The organism is Micrococcus sp. UYEF5 (genome assembly GCF_040546065.1).
GTDB lineage: Bacteria > Actinomycetota > Actinomycetes > Actinomycetales > Micrococcaceae > Micrococcus > Micrococcus luteus.
This window is the reverse complement of sequence record NZ_JBEPNB010000001.1, coordinates 294305-312671: the sequence shown is the minus strand read 5'-3', so window position 1 is coordinate 312671 and position 18367 is coordinate 294305. Positions and strand designations below refer to the sequence as shown.

Annotated in this window: 14 protein-coding genes and 1 tRNA gene; 8 read left to right on the top strand and 7 right to left on the bottom strand. The window is 73.5% G+C overall.

Going from position 1 to position 18367, the window contains the following annotated elements; all coding sequences use genetic code 11:
* Nucleotides 1-58 precede the first annotated feature (58 nt).
* From ABIB16_RS01495 to ABIB16_RS01485, 3 genes are read left to right on the top strand one after another with little or no spacing between them, the layout of a single operon-like run.
* Entirely contained in the window at nucleotides 59-1066 is a 1008-nt protein-coding gene (locus ABIB16_RS01495) for a metal ABC transporter substrate-binding protein (protein WP_170720431.1), read from the top strand.
* A gap of 2 nt (nucleotides 1067-1068) precedes the next feature.
* Nucleotides 1069-1968 (top strand): metal ABC transporter permease, encoded by a 900-nt coding sequence (locus ABIB16_RS01490; protein WP_004167653.1) that lies wholly within the window; start codon nucleotides 1069-1071, stop codon nucleotides 1966-1968.
* Entirely contained in the window at nucleotides 1965-2783 is an 819-nt protein-coding gene (locus tag ABIB16_RS01485) for a metal ABC transporter ATP-binding protein (protein ID WP_354436010.1), read from the top strand. The genes ABIB16_RS01490 and ABIB16_RS01485 overlap by 4 nt, the downstream gene beginning before the upstream one ends.
* Before the next feature lie 19 nt (nucleotides 2784-2802).
* On the opposite strand, the gene ABIB16_RS01480 is transcribed toward ABIB16_RS01485, so the two are convergent.
* Complete coding sequence (locus tag ABIB16_RS01480) at nucleotides 2803-3249, bottom strand: Fur family transcriptional regulator (protein ID WP_061867901.1); 447 nt, start codon at nucleotides 3247-3249, stop codon at nucleotides 2803-2805.
* Between the two features lie 111 nt (nucleotides 3250-3360).
* Here ABIB16_RS01480 and ABIB16_RS01475 point away from each other — a divergent pair, with 111 nt between their 5' ends.
* Together ABIB16_RS01475 and ABIB16_RS01470 are read left to right on the top strand one after the other, a co-directional pair.
* Nucleotides 3361-4488, top strand: a complete 1128-nt coding sequence (locus ABIB16_RS01475; RefSeq protein WP_044659227.1) for a sulfurtransferase — start codon at nucleotides 3361-3363, stop codon at nucleotides 4486-4488.
* A 44-nt stretch (nucleotides 4489-4532) separates the two neighbouring features.
* Nucleotides 4533-4961, top strand: coding sequence for an HIT family protein (locus ABIB16_RS01470; protein WP_044659226.1), 429 nt, complete (start codon nucleotides 4533-4535; stop codon nucleotides 4959-4961).
* 24 nt (nucleotides 4962-4985) lie between these two features.
* Here ABIB16_RS01470 and hrpA read toward each other — a convergent pair whose 3' ends face one another.
* On the bottom strand, nucleotides 4986-9089 hold the full coding sequence (gene hrpA, locus ABIB16_RS01465) for an ATP-dependent RNA helicase HrpA (protein ID WP_354436009.1): 4104 nt from the start codon (nucleotides 9087-9089) through the stop codon (nucleotides 4986-4988).
* Between the two features lie 108 nt (nucleotides 9090-9197).
* Here hrpA and putP point away from each other — a divergent pair, with 108 nt between their 5' ends.
* Together putP and ABIB16_RS01455 are read left to right on the top strand one after the other, a co-directional pair.
* Nucleotides 9198-10832 (top strand): sodium/proline symporter PutP, encoded by a 1635-nt coding sequence (gene putP / locus ABIB16_RS01460; RefSeq protein WP_144919008.1) that lies wholly within the window; start codon nucleotides 9198-9200, stop codon nucleotides 10830-10832.
* Between the two features lie 32 nt (nucleotides 10833-10864).
* The gene (locus ABIB16_RS01455) at nucleotides 10865-11422 is read left to right on the top strand and encodes a 2'-5' RNA ligase family protein (protein WP_438861366.1); all 558 of its coding nucleotides are present in this window, start codon (nucleotides 10865-10867) and stop codon (nucleotides 11420-11422) included.
* A gap of 54 nt (nucleotides 11423-11476) precedes the next feature.
* Here ABIB16_RS01455 and ABIB16_RS01450 read toward each other — a convergent pair whose 3' ends face one another.
* From ABIB16_RS01450 to ABIB16_RS01435, 4 genes are all read right to left on the bottom strand, one after another.
* On the bottom strand, nucleotides 11477-12892 hold the full coding sequence (locus ABIB16_RS01450) for an NAD-dependent succinate-semialdehyde dehydrogenase (protein WP_036381712.1): 1416 nt from the start codon (nucleotides 12890-12892) through the stop codon (nucleotides 11477-11479).
* A 63-nt stretch (nucleotides 12893-12955) separates the two neighbouring features.
* Nucleotides 12956-13693 carry a DNA-3-methyladenine glycosylase I gene (locus ABIB16_RS01445; RefSeq protein WP_242934213.1) on the bottom strand — a complete coding sequence of 246 codons (738 nt, stop codon included), beginning with the start codon at nucleotides 13691-13693 and terminating at the stop codon, nucleotides 12956-12958.
* A 274-nt stretch (nucleotides 13694-13967) separates the two neighbouring features.
* Complete coding sequence (gene thiC, locus ABIB16_RS01440) at nucleotides 13968-15791, bottom strand: phosphomethylpyrimidine synthase ThiC (RefSeq protein WP_242934214.1); 1824 nt, start codon at nucleotides 15789-15791, stop codon at nucleotides 13968-13970.
* A gap of 173 nt (nucleotides 15792-15964) precedes the next feature.
* On the bottom strand, nucleotides 15965-17122 hold the full coding sequence (locus ABIB16_RS01435) for a YkvI family membrane protein (RefSeq protein ID WP_158184553.1): 1158 nt from the start codon (nucleotides 17120-17122) through the stop codon (nucleotides 15965-15967).
* Between the two features lie 73 nt (nucleotides 17123-17195).
* Here ABIB16_RS01435 and thiD point away from each other — a divergent pair, with 73 nt between their 5' ends.
* On the top strand, nucleotides 17196-18035 hold the full coding sequence (gene thiD / locus ABIB16_RS01430; protein WP_271437767.1) for a bifunctional hydroxymethylpyrimidine kinase/phosphomethylpyrimidine kinase: 840 nt from the start codon (nucleotides 17196-17198) through the stop codon (nucleotides 18033-18035).
* Between the two features lie 196 nt (nucleotides 18036-18231).
* On the opposite strand, the gene ABIB16_RS01425 is transcribed toward thiD, so the two are convergent.
* A tRNA-Arg gene (locus ABIB16_RS01425) sits at nucleotides 18232-18304 on the bottom strand.
* Nucleotides 18305-18367: the final 63 nt, after the last annotated feature.

Here is an 18367-nt window from a genome sequence, read left to right as displayed (position 1 = left end):
CGGTGCTACTGTTGAGAACCGATTTCACACATCCTCCCGACACGAACGAGGTCGCCCCATGCTCCGCCGCCGTCGTCTGCCCGCCCTGACCGGGGCCCTCACCGCGCTCACCCTGAGCCTCGCCGCGTGCGGCGGGACCAGCGGCGACTCCGCGGGCGAGCAGGCCGCGGGCGCCTCTGCTGCCGCCGGGTCCGGCTCGGCCGCGGGCGCGCCCGTGGCCGTCGCCACGACGACGCAGCTCGGCTCCGTGCTCGACCGCGTGGTCGCGTGCGCCGACGCCCGCAGCGTCACGGTGATGGGCCCGGGGGATGATCCGCACGACTTCTCCGCCTCGTCCGCGCAGGTGAAGGACATGGTCTCCTCCGGCCTCGTGTTCTCCAACGGCCTCGGCCTCGAGGGCGGCATGGAGTCCGCCCTCGCCAACGCCGAGGCGGACGGCGCGACCGTCGTCGAGGTGGCGCCCCAGCTGGATCCGCTGCCCTTCGGCGGCCATGACCACGCCGAGGAGGGGGCGGGCCACGAGGGCCACGACCACGGGTCCGAGGATCCGCACGTCTGGATGGACGTCGCCCGCATGGCGAGGGCCGCCGAGCTGATGGGCGACACGCTCGCCCAGGAGCGGGGTGACGAGAGGTTCGCCGAGTGCGGCGCGACCGTCCGCGGGGAACTCGAGCAGACGGACGCGCAGGTCCGGGAGATCCTCGCCGGGGTCCCGGAGGACCGCCGCACGCTGGTCACGGACCACGACGCCTACGGCTACTTCAGCGACGCCTACGACTTCACCGTGTCCGGCGTCGTCGTCCCGGGCGGCTCCACCGACGGCGAGCCCTCCTCTCAGGAGATCGCCGAGCTCGCCCGGTCCATCCGTGACGGCGGCGCGGACGCCGTGATCACGTCCGTGGGCGCGCGCAACAGCCTCGTGGACACCGTGGCCGAGGAGGCCGGCAACCTGCCGGTCATCGAGGTCTACGAGAGCGGCGTCGGCCCGAAGGACACCCCGGAGGCGGACTACGCCGAGGCCATGCTCGCCAACGCCCGCACCCTCGCCGACGCGCTGGAGGGCTGAGGATGGACTGGCTGCTCGAACCCTTCCAGATGGGATTCCAGCAGCGCGCCCTCGTCGGCGGACTCATCGCGGTGGTGATGTGCTCGGTCGTGGGCACGTGGCTGGTGCTGCGCGGGATGAGCTTCTTCGGGGACGCGTTCGTGCACGGTGTCCTGCCGGGCATCGCCCTGGCGGTCGTCACCGGTGGCAGCCCCCACCTCGGTGCGGCGGTGGCCGCCGTCGTCATGATGGCGGGCATCTCGCTGGTGCACCGGGCCACCACCCTCAAGGAGGACACGGCCATCGGCCTGCTCTTCGTGGGGATGATGGCCCTGGGCGTGGTGATCATCTCCAAGTCGGACTCCTACACGGGTTCGCTCACGTCGATCCTGTTCGGCGATGTGCTGGGTGTCAGCGTGGACGGCATCGTGACCCAGGCGGTCATCGCCGTCGTGGTGATCGCCCTGGCCCTGCTGCTCTACCGGCCCCTGCTGGCGCTGAGCTTCTCCGAGGTCAAGGCGCGCTCGCTGGGCATGCGGCCGGGGCTGACGCACACGCTGCTGCTGGTGATGATCGGTGCAGCCGTGATCGGTTCGTTCCAGGCGGTGGGCACGGTGCTCGTGTTCGGCCTGCTCGTGGGACCGCCCGCGACGGCGGCGCTGCTGACGCGCAGTGTCCCCCAGATGATGCTCGTCTCCGTCGTGATCGGCGCGGCGTGCGTCGTCACCGGGCTCACCCTCAGCTACCGGCTGGGCACGGCGGGTTCGGCCACCATGGCGCTCATGCCGATCCTGCTGTTCTTCGTCGTGCTCGCCGTCCGCGCCGCCGTGCTGGCGCTCCTGGGCCGGCACGTGCGCTCGCGCGCGCAGCGTGAGCAGGAGGCGCCGGTCGTGGCCCTGCCCGGAGCGGAGGTCGCCCGATGAACGCGTCCTTCCCCGCGGGCGCCGCGGCGGCCACGCCTCCCCTCGCGGTCGCCCGGGCGCTCGAACTGCGCCACGGTTCGCACGTGGCCGTCCGGCCCTCCGACTTCACCCTGCCGGCCCGGCGGTTGATCGCGGTGATCGGGCCCAACGGCTCCGGCAAGTCCACGCTGCTGACCGCCCTGGCGGGCCTGAGCGACCCGGCCTCCGGTGCGCTGGAGGTGCTCGGCGAGAACCCGCGGCGGCGCACGCAGCGCACCTCCTTCGTGATGCAGTCCATCGGCGTGCCCCAGGGCGTGCCGGTGACGGTGCGCGACGTCGTCGGCATGGGCCGGTACCCCACGCTCGGGTGGTTCCGCCGGTTCCGGACGCAGGACCGGGACATCGTGCGGGCCGCCATGGAGCGCATGCAGGTCGCGGACCTGGCGCGGCGGCACCTCGACCAGCTCTCCGGCGGCCAGCGCCAGCGCGCCTACGTGGCCCAGGGCCTCGCCCAGGACCACGACGTGCTGCTGCTCGACGAGCCGATGACGGGCCTCGACATCGTCTCCGCCCGCACGATCGACGACCTCCTCCACGAGGAGCCGACGCGCGGGGTGTCCGTGGTCTACACGACCCACGATCTCGACGAGGCTGCGGAGGCGGACCATGTGGTCCTGATGGGCGGGCGTGTCGTGGCCTCCGGCCCGCCGCGGAACGTGCTCACGGTCGAGAACCTGGACATCGCCTACGGCCGGGGCGCCCTGCACGGGCCCTCCAAGGCAGTCGAGGACGCGGCGGACTTCCTGGACGACCCCGCGGGCGGCATCCGCCACTGACCGGGGCCCGGCCCCGGGGTCAGGCCGCGCGGGTGCGCCCCTCGGCCCGGCAGCGGGCACAGACGCCGGTGATCTCCACCGTGTGGTCCGCGTCCGTGAAGCCGTGCTCCGCGGCGACGGCGGTGGCCCACGCCTCGACGTGGGGGGCGGTGACCTCGACGGTGGTCCAGCAGATCCGGCACACCAGGTGGTGATGGTGGCCCTCGTCCTCGCACCGGCGGTACACGGTCTCGCCGTCGTCGCGGCGGAGCATGTCCACGAGGCCGTCGTCGAGCTGCTGCTGCAGGGTCCGGTACACGGTGGCCAGCGAGACGCGTTCGCCCTGGTCCTGGAGGCGGGCATGGAGCTCCTGCGCGCTCACGAAGTCCGGGATGCGGTTCAGGGCTCGGTCGACGGCGGCCTTCTGCCGGGTCGCCCGGGGACGGGCGGCCCGGGGGCTGGGCTGGGGGGCGCTCACGGTGCTCACGACTCCTTCTGCGGCGGCTGCCGCCTCCTCCGCGCGGTCCGGAACAGGTCCGCGCGGGCCATCCTCCAGGTTATCAGCGGCGCCGAATGGGGCGTGGAGTAGGGTGTCCGGGTGCACAGCGAGAGCCCGGACCCATCCCCTGTCCCGGACCGCGACGGCGCCGCCCCCGATCGACCCGACCCGCTGATCGTCGTCGACGAGGGGCAGGGCCGCGTGGTCCCGGCGCCCACGGCGGCCCCGTCCTCGTCCCATGACGCCGGCGGCGACCCGGACGCGGACATCGACGGCGTCGACCCTGAGGCCGCCGAGCCGCCCACCCTGGTGACGGTGGACGTGCTGGCCGGCTGGCTCGGCCTGGCCCCCGTCGAGGACCTGCCGCCGGTGCCCGGGGGCCCGGCCTACGCCCAGCCGGGCCGATGCCGCCCGAACCGGGTGATCCTGCTCGACGTCCGGTTCCGGGCCACGGGGGGCGGGCCGGACCACGCCGCCTATCTCCAGGGCCATCTGCCCGGCGCCGTCTACGTCTCCCTGCCCAGCCAGCTCGCCGGCCACGCCGGTCCGGCGGCGGGGCGCCACCCCCTGCCGGACGCGCGCCAGTTCGCGGAGACCGTGCGGATGTGGGGGATCGACGAGGGGGACACCATCGTGGTCTACGACGACGACCACGGCCTGTCCGCCGCGCGCGCCTGGTGGCTGCTGCGCCACGCGGGGCTGCGGGACTCCGTGCTCCTGGACGGCGGCCTCGAGGCGTGGCGCGCCGCGGGCCTGCCCCTGCAGCCCGGTGAGGTCATCCCGGTGCCCGGCACCGCCCGGCCGTCGTGGGGCCGCATGCCCGTCGTGGACACGGCCGGCGCCGAGGCGATGGCCTCCGGCGGTCTGCTCCTCGACGCGCGGGCGGCCGAACGCTACCGCGGGGAGGTCGAGCCCTTCGACCCCGTGGCCGGGCACATCCCCGGGGCGCGGAACGTGCCCACGGCGGAGAGCATCGCCGAGGACGGCCGCCTGCGGCCCGCCGCAGAGCTGGCGGAGCGGTTCGACGCCGTCGGCGTGGACGACGCCACTCCCGTGGCCGTGTACTGCGGCTCGGGCATCACCGCGGCGCACGCCGTGCTCACCCTGGCCGTCGCGGGGCGACCCGGAGTGGCGCTCTACCCGGGTTCGTGGTCAGCATGGGTCCAGGACCCGTCCAACGCCGTCGCGGTCGGCCCCGAGCCCTACGGCGCGTCCGGCCGGGACTGACGAGCCCCGGGGCCCCGCCCCGCCGACCCCCAGGAGGACCCCCCATGGCCACCGTCTTCAGCAGGATCATCGCCGGCGAGCTGCCCGCCCGCTTCGTGTGGCAGGACCCGACGTGCGTCGCGTTCCTGTCCGCCGCGCCGCTCCAGCCGGGGCACACGCTCGTGGTGCCCCGTGAGGAGGTGGACGAATGGGTGGAGGTCGACCCGGCGCTGGTCACGCACCTGACGACGGTCGCCCAGCAGATCGGCAAGGCGCAGGTGGCGGCGTTCTCCGCCCGCCGGGCCGGGCTCATGATCGCCGGCTATGAGATCCCGCACCTGCACGTGCATGTGTGGCCCTCCACCTCGCTCGCCGACTTCGACCTGGCTCGCGTGGACAACGCCCCCGATCCGGCGGACCTGGACGACGCCGCCGCCCGCCTCCGCGCGGCCCTGCGGGACCTGGGCCACGGCGAGGTCGTCCCGCAGGACTGACGGCCCGCGCCGCCCGGGCCCGACTCAGGCGCGCGTGGCCCGGGCGAGCGCCTGACGCACCCGCTTCTCGGAGACCGAGACCGCCGTGCCCAGCTCCTGGGCGAAGAACGAGACGCGCAGCTCCTCGATGAGCCAGCGCACCCGCTCCAGCTCCGCGGGCACGGGCGTGCCCGCGAACCGGGCGCGGTGGGCCGCGACGGCGGCGTCGAACTCGTCCTCGAGCCCCTGCACCACCGCCATGTGCTGCCCGTCGCGCTGCAGGTGGCCGCCGGCGTCCAACCGGTCCAGGCGCGTCAGCATGCCCTGCAGGTAGCGCGGCAGGTGCTGCAGCCGCTCCCAGCCCGTGGTGGCCACGAAGCCGGGGAACACGAGCTGCTCGAGGTGTGCCTTCACGTCCGACAGCGCCGGCGCGAGGGCGAGCGAGACCGAGCCCTTGAGCCGGCGTCGCACCTGCGCGGCCCGGGAGAGCACCTGCTCCACCAGGGACGTGACGGCGAAGACCGTGTCGATCAGGTCGGCCCGCACCCGGTCGAACAGGGCGCGGAACGCGGCCTCGTCGAACGGCAGCTCGTCCCCGACGAGACGGTCGACGGCGGCCTGCGTGCAGTCCGCGACGAGGGAGTCCACCGAGCCGTGCGGATTCTGGGTGAAGGTGAGCTTCTCCCTGTTGTCCAGGTGGTCCAGCACGTAGCGCTGGGGGCTGGGCAGGGTGGCCAGCAGCAGCCGGATCACCCCGGCCCGGTGCCAGGCCGCCTGGTCCTCCGCGGACCGGGCCACGGTCAGGCCGGCCGCGGGGCCGCCGTCGGGCGTGGTCTCGGGCACCAGGCTCGGGTAGCCCGTGATGGCGGGGCCGCGCGCCCCGGCCGCGGTGGAGACGGTCTTCGGCACCGTGCCGATGCTCCATGAGGTCAGCCCGTGCCGCTCCTCGAAGGCCGGCGTCGCGCCGGACCGCCCGGGGCCCTCCGGGCGACGGCGTCCCTCGGCCCCGGCCCGCCCGTCGGCCTGGGCCCGGCCGCCGCGGCCCGTGCCGCGCGGCCCCGGCCGGGCCGAGGCGGGGTCGTCGGTGCCGGCGAGCCGGGCGGCGATCGCGGAGCGGTTGGCCTGCGCGAGCCGGGCCTGCAGCGCGGGCAGGTCCTGGCCGGCGCCCATCACGGCGCCGCGGGCGTCCACGACGCGGTAGTCCATCCGCAGGTGCAGGGGCACCGCGTCCGGGGCCCACAGTCCGGGCTCCACCACCACGCCGCGCACCCGGCGCACGGCCGCGGACAGCGCGTCCGGCAGCTCGTCCCGCAGCGGGTCGGCGTGGGCCTCGAGGTCCGCGACGAGCTGCTGGGCCACGTCCGGGGCGGGCACGAGGTTCTTGCGCACGGCCTTGGGCAACGCCTTGATGAGGGCGGTGACGAGCTCGACCCGCAGGCCGGGGACCAGCCACGCGAAGGGGCCGGGGGAGACCTGGTTGAGCAGCAGGATCGGCACGGCCACGGTCACGCCGTCGGTGCCGGCCGCGCCGGTCGGGTCGAACGTGTACTCGAGGTCGAGCTCCACGTCGCCGCCGGGCATCGGATACGTGAACGTGGTGGGGAACGCGTCGGTGTCCAGGTCCTCGGCGTCGGCGGTGAGCAGGGCGGCGACGTCGAGGTCCAGCAGGTCCGGCTGATCCTGGCGCGCCTTCTTCCACCACGCGTCGAAGTGCCGCTCGGAGACGACGTTTCCCGGGATCCGCGCGTCGTAGAAGGCGAACAGGTCCTCGTCCCCGATCCGCAGGTCGCGGCGGCGCAGGCGCGTCTCGAGGGCGTCGACCTCCTCGAGCGCAGCCCGGTTGCGGGCGAAGAACCGGTGACGCGTGCGCCAGTCGCCCTCCACGAGGGCGTGCCGGATGAACAGCTCGCGGGAGAGCTCCGGGTCGATCCGGCCGTACCGGACCGAGCGGTCCGGGATCAGAGTGACGCCGAACAGCGTCACCTTCTCGCGCGCGACGACGGAAGCCGCCCGCCGCGACCAGTGCGGCTCGTTGTAGGTCCGCTTGACGAGGTGGCCGGCGACCTCCTCGGCCCACTCCGGCTCGATCCGGGCCACCGTGCGCGCCCACAGCCGGGAGGTCTCCACGAGCTCGGCGGCCATGACGAACGGGTGGCGCTTCTTGAACAGGGCGGAGCCGGGGAACACGGCGAAGCGGGTGCCGCGGGCGCCCACGTACTCGCGACGGCGCTCGTCGTAGGCGCCGATCTGCGAGAGCAGGCCCGTGAGCAGGGACTTGTGCACCGCCTCGTGCCGGCCGACCGGGTCCACGGGTCCGGACTCGACGGTGAGGCCCACGTCCTTGGCGAGCTGGCGCAGCTGGCGCACCAGGTCCTGCCACTCCTGCACGCGCAGCCAGTTGATGTGCTCACGGCGGCACAGCTTGCGGAACTGGGAGCCGGAGAGCTCCTTCTGCCGCTCGTGCAGGTAGGCCCAGAGGTTCAGGATCGCGGAGAAGTCCGAGTTCTCGTCCGCGAACCGGCGGTGCAGCTCGTCCGCGGCCTCGCGCTGCTCCGTGGGGCGCTCGCGGGGGTCCTGGATGGTCAGGGCCGCGGCGATCACCATGACCTCCCGGACGCAGCCGCGCTCACCGGCCTCGAGGATCATGCGACCCAGCCGCGGGTCCACGGGCAGGCGGGCCAGGCGGCGTCCGACCCGGGTGATGGTGCCCGCGCGGGCGCCGCCGGCCTCGAGCGCGCCGAGCTCGGTGAGCGTGGTGGCGCCGTCGGTGACCTGACGGCCGTCCGGCGGCTGGACGAAGGGGAACTCCTTGACGTCGCCCGGGGTGCGGGCCACGCCGAGGGAGAGCATCTGCAGGATCACCGAGGCCAGGGAGGTGCGCAGGATCTCCGGGTCCGTGAACTCGGGGCGGGAGAGGTAGTCTTCCTCCGAGTACAGGCGGATCGCGATGCCGTCCGAGGTGCGGCCGGACCGGCCCGCGCGCTGGTTCGCGCTGGCCTGGGAGACGCGCTCGATCGGCAGGCGCTGCACCTTGGTGCGGTTCGAGTAGCGCGAGATGCGCGCGGTGCCCGTGTCGATCACGTACTTGATGCCCGGCACGGTCAGGGACGTCTCGGCGACGTTCGTGGCCAGCACGATCCGCCGGCGCACCCCGGCCCCGGCGCGGCCGAACACGCGGTGCTGCTCCGCCATGGACAGGCGGCCGAACAGCGGCAGGATCTCCGTGCCGGCCAGGCGCGTGGTGCCGGCGACGACGCCTGTCAGGTGGTCCGCGGCCTCGCGGATCTCCCGCTCGCCCGGCAGGAACACGAGGATGTCACCCGGCGGCTCGGCGGCCAGCTCGAGGACGGCGTCGCCGATCGCGTCGAGGGGGTCGCGGGTCTCGGCGGCGTCGTCCGCATCGTCCTCGGGGTCGTCGGGGGAGGGCTCGTCGGTCAGCGGCCGGTAGCGGATCTCGACGGGGTAGGTGCGCCCCGAGACCTCGATGATCGGCGCCGGGACCACGCGGCCGCCGTCGTCGGCCTCCACCGCGTCCGCATGGTCCTCGCCCGCGGCCAGCGGCCGGCCGAAGTGCCGGGCGAAGCGCTCCGGGTCGATGGTGGCCGAGGTGATGATCACCTTCAGGTCCGGGCGCTGGGGCAGCAGGTTGCGCAGGTAGCCCAGGAGGAAGTCGATGTTGAGGCTGCGCTCGTGGGCCTCGTCCACGATGATCACGGAGTAGCGGCGCAGCTGCGGGTCGTGGGGGATCTCGGCCAGCAGGATGCCGTCCGTCATGACCTTGACCCGGGTGGCCTTCGAGGTCTGCGCCGTGAAGCGGACCTGGTAGCCGACCGTCTGCCCGATCTCCTCGCCCAGCTCCTGCGCGATGCGTTCGGCCACGGAGCGGGCGGCGATGCGCCGGGGCTGGGTGTGGCCGATCGAGCCGGCCTCCCCGAGCCCGAGGGCCAGGCACATCTTCGGCAGCTGCGTGGTCTTGCCCGAGCCGGTCTCGCCCGCGACGATCACCACCTGGTGGTCGCGGATCGCGGCCATGATCTCCTCACGGCGCTCCGCCACCGGCAGGTGTTCGGGGAACGTGATCGCGACGGCGTCGTGGGGCGTCGCCGACGGCTGCGCGGCGGGCGTGGAGGGCGGGGGAGTCTGCGTCATGACGGCCTCCATCCTAGGCGCGCGGGGGCCCGGGCCGACCCGGACGGGGCGAATCTGGGACGGACCTGGGACTGGGGCTGAGAGTCCGGATGTGATTCTCTGGAGCCCATGGACACGAACACCGTCTTCCTGTTGGCGGCGATCGGCCTCTATTTCCTCGCGATGATCGCGATCGGCCTGTACGCCTCCCGCAAGAACACCGACCTCGACGACTACATGCTCGCAGGACGCGACATGAAGCCGTCCGTCGCGGCGCTCTCCGCGGGTGCGTCCGACATGTCCGGCTGGCTCCTGATGGGCCTGCCCGGCGCGATCTACGCCGCGGGCCTGGTCGAGGGCTGGATGGCGGTCGGCCTGACCGTGGGCGCGTGGGTGAACTGGCGCGTGGTCGCCCCCCGCCTGCGCTCCTACACCGAGGTGGCCGGGAACTCGATCACGATCCCGTCCTTCCTCGAGAACCGATTCAAGGACCGCACGCACATCCTGCGGATCGTGGCCGGCCTGATCATCCTCGTGTTCTTCACCTTCTACGTGTCCTCGGGCATGGTGGCCGGCGGCAAGTTCGTCGAGTCCACCTTCGGCCCCGACTCCTTCTACGCCCAGGGCATCAGCATCAACTACCTCACCGGCATGCTCGTGGTCGCGGGCATCACGGTGCTCTACACCCTGTTCGGCGGCTTCCTCGGCGCCTCGCTGACGGACGTGGCCCAGGGCATCCTCATGTTCCTCTCCCTGCTGGCCGTCCCCATCGTCGTGATCCTGACCATGGGCGGCTGGGACGCCGTCGTCGAGGGCATCCGCGCCGCCGACGCCGCCGGCGGCGGAGTGAACCACTTCTCGATGTTCGAGAACGCAACGCTGATCGGCGTCCTGTCCTCCCTCGCCTGGGGCCTGGGCTACTTCGGCCAGCCGCACATCATCGTCCGCTTCATGGCCCTGCGCACCCCGCACGACGCGGCCGTCGCCCGGCGCGTCGGCATCGGCTGGATGGCGCTGTCCGTGTTCGGTGCCGTGATGGTGGCCCTCGTGGGCATCGCCTACTTCCAGGCCAACCCCGGCACCACGCTCGAGGACCCGGAGACCGTGTTCCTGGTGCTTGCCTCGATCATGTTCCACCCGTTCGTGGCCGGCCTGGTGCTGGCCGCCGTCCTCGCCGCGATCATGTCCACGCTCTCCTCGCAGCTGATCGTGTGCTCCTCCGCCCTGGTGGAGGACCTCTACATGCTGCGCGGGCGCACCGGTTCCCCGACGTTCACCCTGTGGCTCGGCCGCATCGGCGTGCTGGTGGTGGCGCTCGTGGCGGGGCTGCTCGCCCTCAACCCGGACTCCTCCGTGCTCGAGCTCGTCTCCTTCGCGTGGGCCGGCTTCGGCGCCGCCTTCGGCCCTGTGATCCTGCTCGCCCTGTACTGGCCGCGGTTCACCTCGTGGGGGGCGATGGCCGCCATGGTCACCGGCGCCGCCGTCGCCTGGGTGTGGTCCGAGGCCAGTGCCGAGACGTGGGAGTGGTTCGGCCTGTACGAGCTGCTGCCGGGCTTCGTCGCCGCCTTCGTGGTGGGTGTGGTGGTGTCCCTCGTGACCCAGCGCTCGCGCCGGGTGCAGCGGCGGATCGACGCCGAGTTCACCGGCGCGATCGACATCGTGGCCGGCCGCGAGCCGCACCCGGACGTGGCCCCGGCCGCCATGACGCGGGACGCCGCCGGGGGCTCGACCGCAGCCGCCGCAGATCCGCGCGCGCAGGCGTGAGGCTCTTCCTCGCGATCCGTCCGCCGAGGGCCGTGCTCGACCACCTCGAGCCGGCCCTCGACGGCGTCCGGGACCGGGCCGGACGCGCGCTGTGCTGGACCGAGCCGGAGCAGCGGCACCTGACGCTGGCGTTCCACCCGGAGGTGCCCGCCGGCGCCGTGGACGACGTCGTCGCCGTCGCCGGCCGCATCGCGGCGGGCCATGCGCCGCTGGACCTGCACCTGGCCGGGGCGGGGGAGTTCTCGCACCGCACGCTCTGGGTGGGGGTGGGTGGGCAGGTCCGGGAGCTCGGCGCGCTCCTGGCGGAGCCCTGGCTCGCCGACGACGACGGCCGGGACCGCCGGCGCGCCCACCTCACCGTGGCGCGGGCCTCGGCGGCTGCACCGCGGCCCCGGGGTCGGAGGCGGGGCGAGCCCCGTCCGCCGGCGCCGGCCACCGTCCTGTTGGCCGAGGCCGTGCACGCGCTCGCCATGTACCGCGGGCCGGAGTGGACCGCGGACGAGGTCGAGGTCGTGGCGTCCCGGCTCGGCGAGGGCCGGTCCGGCGGGCCGCTGCACGAGGTGCTGGCGACCGTCCCGCTGCGCGGCTGAGGGGCCGACGGGCCGGCCGGAGCGGTGGACCCGCCCGGCCGACCCGGCCCGGGGTCAGCCCTCCAGGGGGCCCTGCACCGCGTACAGGCGCTTGTTGGCGAACTCGTCCACGGCCATGGGGCCGAGCTCGCGGCCGAAGCCCGAGCGCTTCACGCCGCCGAAGGGCAGGTTCGCGCCGGCGGCGGAGGCGAGGTTCACGTTCGCCATCCCCACCTCGAGCTGGTCGGCCACGCGCTTGGCCTCGTCCAGGTCCGTGGAGAACACGGCGCCGCCGAGACCGTACTGGGAGTCGTTGGCCAGCGCCACGGCCTCCTCGGCCGAGGACACCTTGTAGACCACGGCGGCCATGCCGAACAGCTCCTGCGTGTAGGCGGGGTTCTCCTGGTCCACGTCCGTGATCACGGCCGGGGAGACGTAGAAGCCCTCGCCCTCCGGGCCGGAGACGCGCTCGCCGCCCACGTGGACGGTGGCGCCGGCCTCCTTGGCCGCGGCGATCTGCTCGGTGAGCCCGTCGGCCGCGGACTCGGAGGACAGCGGGCCGTAGACGTCGGCGTCGCGCGAGGTCGGGTCGCCGGGCTTCATCGCCGAGGAGCGCTGGACCAGCTCATCCACGAAGTCGTCGTAGATGTCCTCCATGACGATCATGCGCTTGTTCGAGTTGCAGGCCTGGCCCCAGTTGCCCATCCGGGTGGCCAGTGCGTCGCGGGCGGCGGCGCGGGCGTCCGGCGCGGAGAGCACGATGTACGGATCGGAGCCGCCGAGTTCGAGCACGACCTTCTTGAGGTGCCGACCGGCCTGCTCGGCGACGGTGGCGCCGGCCCGCTCCGAACCGGTGAGGGACACGCCCTGCACGCGCGGATCGGCGATGATCGTGGAGATCTGGTCGTGGGTGGCGAACACGTTCTGGTACACGCCCTCCGGGAGCCCGGCTTCGGTGAAGAGCTCTTCCAGCAGCTGCGCCACCTGCGGGTTGATCTCGGCGTGCTTGAGCAGGATGGTGTTGCCCAGCACGAGGTTCGGCGCCACGAAACGGGCCACCTGGTACACCGGGAAGTTCCACGGCATGATCCCCAGCAGCGGGCCGAGCGGCAGCCGCTGGATGAACGCCTCCTGCCCGGAGAACTGCTTGATCCGCTGGTCCGCGAGCAGCTCCTCGGCCTCGTCCGCGTAGTACCCGAAGATCTGGGCGCCGTAGCGCACCTCGCCGACCGCCGCGCCGAGGGACTTGCCCATCTCCGTGGTGATCAGCGCGGCGATATCCTTGGAGCGCTCGGCCAGCAGCTCGGAGATCCGCTTCACGACGGCGGCGCGCTCGGCCACCGACTTCCGGGACCACTGCTCGTACGCGGCCTGCGAGGCGTCGAGGGCGTCGGCGATCTGCTGATCCGTGGCGTTGTCGAAGGACTTCAGCAGCTCCCCGGTGGCCGGGTTGATCGTGCGGTAGCCCTGAGAGGCGGAGGTGGTGGTCATCAGTCGTCACCCTTTCGTGTGGACGTCCTGCGTTGAGCTCCCCATCCTGCCGGAGGCCCCCGCTCACTCCCAGATCCCGGACGCCCCTCTTCGCCAGGAGCCGAGAAGGTGGGTGTCCACGATCCCGGCGGCCTCCATCAGGGCGAAGCACGTGGTCGGCCCCACGAATCGGCAGCCGTGCGCCTTCAGCGCCCTCGCGAGCGCGCGCGACTCGTCCGAGGTCGAGGGGACCTGCGCCACCGTCTCCGGCCGGGGGGTCGCGGCAGGCTGGTGCGCCCAGACCAGCCCCGGCAGACCGCGGACCGGCCGGTCGCCGTCGCCGTGCCAGGCGGGGCCCGCGCCGGGGGAGCCCGGGTGCAGCGGGGCGAACCGCTCGCCGCGCATCCCGACGACGGCTCGTGCGTTCGCGATCGCCGCCTCGATCTTGCGCCGGTTCCGGATGATGCCGGGGTCCGCCAGCAGCGCCTCGACCTCCGCGTCCCCGAACGCCGCGACGGCGTCCACGTCGAATCCCGCGAACACCTGACGGAACCGCGGCCGCTTGGCCAAGACGGTCCGCCAGCTCAGGCCCGACTGGAACGCCTCGAGCACGAGGCGCTCGAACAGGCCCTGCTCGTCCGTGACGGGCAGGCCCCACTCCGTGTCGTAGTACTCCCGCAGCAGCGGATCCCGTGCCGCCCACGGCGGGCGGGCTCGCCCGTCCTCACCCACGACGACGCCACTCGGCGGCGCCTGTCGCCCGCCCGCCGGTGGATCCTCGGCGGGGGTGGGGAGGCCGTCGTCGGCGTGGTGCGCGCTCATGCACCCGAGCCTAGGAGCGGCCCCGGACTTCCGGAGCCGGAACGCGACGCCCGGGGACGCAACGCCGTATGCGGACACCTGTGCAGGAGGCACGGCCGGACCTCGTCACTCGAGCCGCCCGGCCCGCAGCCGCCACGTGTGGCGAAGGGGGAGACGCTGGGAACGACCGCGGTCGGGGCGACGCCGCCCGGGAGCGCGCCCAGGGCAGGTTCGCACCGCGCGCGGGGGAGGTGCTCAAGGCCGGCACCCTGGCCCCCGCCGCGGCACGGACCGCTCAGTCCCTCGCGAGCACCGCGTCCCCCTGGGGCCGGCGCAGGCTCGGCTCCGGCAGGTACACGGACCCACCGGCGGCCCGGAACTCCGCGGACTTCGCGGCCATGCCGGCCTCGGCGATCCGCGCCTGCTCGGACGCGCCGCCGAACTCGCTGCGGATGTCCTGGCTGATGCGCATGGAGCAGAACTTCGGCCCGCACATCGAGCAGAAGTGGGCGGTCTTGGCGGGCTCGGCCGGCAGCGTCTCGTCGTGGTACTCCTCGGCGAGCTGGGGGTCCAGGCCGAGGCCGAACTGGTCGCGCCAGCGGAACTCGAAGCGCGCCTTGGACAGGGCGTCGTCGCGGTCGCGGGCGCCGGGGTGGCCCTTGGCGACGTCGGCGGCGTGCGCGGCGATCTTGTAGGTGATCACCCCCGTCTTCACGTCGTCCCGGTTCGGCAGGCCCAGGTGCTCCTTGGGCGTGACGTAGCAGAGCATCGCGGTGCCGTAGCGGGCGATCTCGGTGGCGCCGATGGCCGAGGTGATGTGGTCGTACGCCGGGGCGATGTCCGTGACGAGGGGGCCGAGCGTATAGAACGGGGCGCCCTTGCACAGCTCCTGCTGGCGCTCCACGTTCTCCCTCACCAGGTGCAGCGGGATGTGGCCGGGGCCCTCCACCATGACCTGCACGTCGTACGCCCACGCCCGCTCCGTCAGCTCGGCCAACGTGTCGAGCTCGGCGAACTGGGCGGCGTCGTTGGCGTCGGCCACGGAGCCCGGCCGCAGGCCGTCGCCCAGGGAGAACGCGACGTCGTAGCGCGCGAAGATCTCGCAGAGCTCGTCGTAGTTCTCGTAGAGGAAGTTCTCCTTGTGGTGGCCCAGGCACCAGCCGGCCATGATCGAGCCGCCGCGGGAGACGATGCCGGTCACGCGGTCCGCGGACAGCGGCACGTGGCGCAGCAGCACGCCGGCGTGCACGGTCATGTAGTCCACGCCCTGCTCGCACTGCTCGATCACGGTGTCGCGGAAAATCTCCCAGGTCAGGGCCTGGTGGTCGCCGCCGACCTTCTCGAGGGCCTGGTAGATCGGCACGGTGCCGATCGGCACGGGGGAGTTGCGCAGGATCCACTCGCGGGTGGTGTGGATGTCGTCGCCCGTGGACAGGTCCATCACGGTGTCCGCGCCCCAGCGGGTGGCCCACTGCAGCTTCGAGACCTCCTCGGCGATCGACGACGTCACCGCCGAGTTGCCGATGTTCGCGTTGACCTTCACGGCGAACGCCTTGCCGATGATCATCGGCTCCGACTCGGGGTGGTTCACGTTCGCCGGGATGATGGCGCGGCCGGCCGCGACCTCGGAGCGCACCAGCTCCACGTCCACGCCCTCGCGCAGGGCGACGTAGCGCATCTCCGGGGTGATCTCGCCGCGCCGGGCGTAGTGCATCTGGGTGACGCGCGCGCCCTCCTTGGCACGCAGCGGGGGGCGGCGCTCGCCGGCCCACTCCTGTGAGGCGGCGCCGCGGCGCACGGCCGAGCGGCCGTCGTCGAGCAGGTCGCGCTCGCGGCCCTCGTACTCCTCGACGTCGCCGCGGGCGCGGATCCACTCGGCGCGCTGGGCGGGCAGGCCGCGCTCGGGCACGGAGCCCGGGCCCATGGTGCGGTAGACGGTCAGGGGCGCATTGGGCGTGCCGTTGGGGGAGTCGTCCTGGTGGACCTCGGTGACGGGCACGCGGATGCCGTGCTCGGCGTCCTCGAGCCAGCCCAGACGGTGCGTGGGGTAGTTCTCCTCGGCGACGACCTCGGCCGTCGACTCGGCTGCGGGCAGGGGGGTGCGCTCGGAAACGGACATGGCCGCGGCTCCTTCTTCCTTCGCCGGAATGACCCGGACAGGTTCAGACGGTCTCCGGGCGGCGTCAGCCCGGTCTCAGCCCCGTGCCGTGGGGCTCCCGTGGGATGCGAACGACCCTAGCACGTCCCCTGCGGGGCCTCACCGCCGTCGGCAGCGGCCATGCGGCGGGCCGCTCAGGCGCGCGCCGCGCGGGCCGCCCGCCGGCGTACCGTGGTGCGCTCGACGATCCACGTCACGACCAGCATCACGATGATGACGATGCCGGCGTAGCCGAGGACGGGGTAGACGGTGCCCACGAGGTCGGAGAAGCCGACGCTCGAGAGCAGGGTGGCGGCCAGGGCCGTGACGACGGCGATGACCCAGCCCGGCACGCGGCGCATCGAGGACAGCAGGGCGATGCGCTCCACCCCGCCGTACAGGCACGAGACCGCCGTCGTGAACTGCGCCAGCAGCAGGACGACCGTGTACAGCAGGGCGGCCCAGCCGCCGATCATCGCGGCCAGCTCGACCATGGGCAGCTCGGCGCGGCCGATCAGCTGGGCGTGGGCGGTCATCGCGGCCATCACCGCGCCGGCCATCACCACGAGGCCCAGTGCCCCGAGCCCGGCCCCGGCGACGAGGGAGCAGCCCGGCGAGGAGCTCTCCTCGCCGATCGGGGCGAGCACCGCGTAGGCCAGCTGGATGTTGAACGCCACGTACAGCACGCCCGAGAGCCACCACTGGTTGATCAGCGGGGACGAGGTCACGAGCGCGGCGACGTCGTCCACCGCGGCCCCCGGGTTCGCCAACCCCCACACCGCGACGCCGACGGCGACCACGATGATCAGGGGGACCACCACGGCCTGGACGCGCACGAGGCCCGTGATGCCGGCCAGCACCGAGACCACGCAGACGGCCGCCATCACCAGCGAGCCCACGAGCGAGGGCAGCCCGAACGCGGTGTGCACCGCCGCCCCGGCCCCGGCCAGCATGATCACCAGCGTCCCCAGCAGGGACGTGGTGATGCACAGGTCCGCGAACCAGGTGGGCACGCGCGACGTCGTGGGGTTCACGATCCGGTGGATGTCCGTGGTCCGCAGCTTCTGCGCCAGCCGCAGCACGATCACCGCGAGCAGGAAGAACAGTGCGCCGGCGATCACGAGCGCCCCCGTGCCGCCCCAGAGGCCGAAGCTCACGAAGTACTGCAGGATCTCGTTGCCCGAGGCGTACCCGGCGCCGATGGTGGTGCCGATGAACGTGGCGGCGATCCCGAGCGGGGAGGTCGGCCGCAGCGGCGCCGACTCCTCGGCTTGGCCGGGGTGCGCGGGGGAGCTCTCTGTGACGTGGGACATGCGACTACATTCTCATGGGCGGGATCGGCCCGGCCCGGACGGCCGATCCGCCCCGACCCGAAGGAGCCCCCGCATGACCCCCGCCGTCCCCCGCGTGCTCAGCATCGCCGGCTCCGACTCCGGCGGCGGCGCCGGTGTCCAGGCCGACCTGAAGACCATCGCCGCGTGGGGCGGCTACGGGATGACCGCGATCACCGCGATCACCGCCCAGAACACGCAGGGCGTGCAGGCCGTCCACCCGCTGCCGGTGGACGTGGTGCGCGCCCAGCTCGACTCGGTCGCCGCCGACATCGCCGTGGACGCCGTGAAGATCGGCATGCTCGGCACGGTGGAGCTCATGCGGGCCGTCGCCGGCTGGCTCGAGGAGACCCTGCCCGCCGTCGTCGTGCTGGACCCGGTCATGGTGGCCTCGAGCGGGGACGCTCTCACCGCGGTGGGCGACGACGACGGGCGCGCCGCGTGGTCCCGGCTGCTGCGGGCGGCGCACCTGGTGACCCCCAACCTGCCCGAGCTGGCCCGGCTGACCGGGCGGGACGCGACGGGCTGGGACGCCGCCCTCGACGCGGCCCGGGGCCTGGCAGCCGAGCACGACGTGACCGTCCTGCTCAAGGGCGGGCACCTGGACGAGGCCGAGGCGGCGGAGATGCCGGACGCCGTCGTGCGCGTGGACGGAGCCGTGCACGAGGTGCGCGGCCCGCGCGTGGCGACCCGCGCCTCGCACGGCACCGGCTGCACCCTCTCCTCGGCCCTGGCCACGCTGGCCGGGGCGGGCCTGAGCTGGGAGGACGCACTCGAGCGGGCCAAGCCGTGGCTGGCCGACGCGATGCGGGCGGGGGAGGCGCTCGCGGTCGGGGACGCCTCGCGGCCGACGTGGCACGGGCCCGTCGACCACGGTCATGCGCAGCGGGGCTGAGGGCGGGACCTCCGGGCTTCGACACGTTCGAGGCGGGAAATCCGGCGAATACGCACCTCGGGACGTCCCATGAGGTCGATTTCCCGCCTCGAATGCCGGTGACCCGGACCTCCCGCTCCGCTCGAGCGTCCGGGTCCGCAGAACGCAGAAGAGCCGGACCACCGTGTCGCCACGGGGGTCCGGCTCTGTTCGCTCGTGCCCCCGGCAGGATTCGAACCTGCGGCCTTCTGCTCCGGAGGCAGACGCTCTATCCCCTGAGCTACGGAGGCGGGGGTTCGCGACGCGCCGAACGCGTTGCGGACTCGTCGACTCTACACCATCAGGACGGCCCG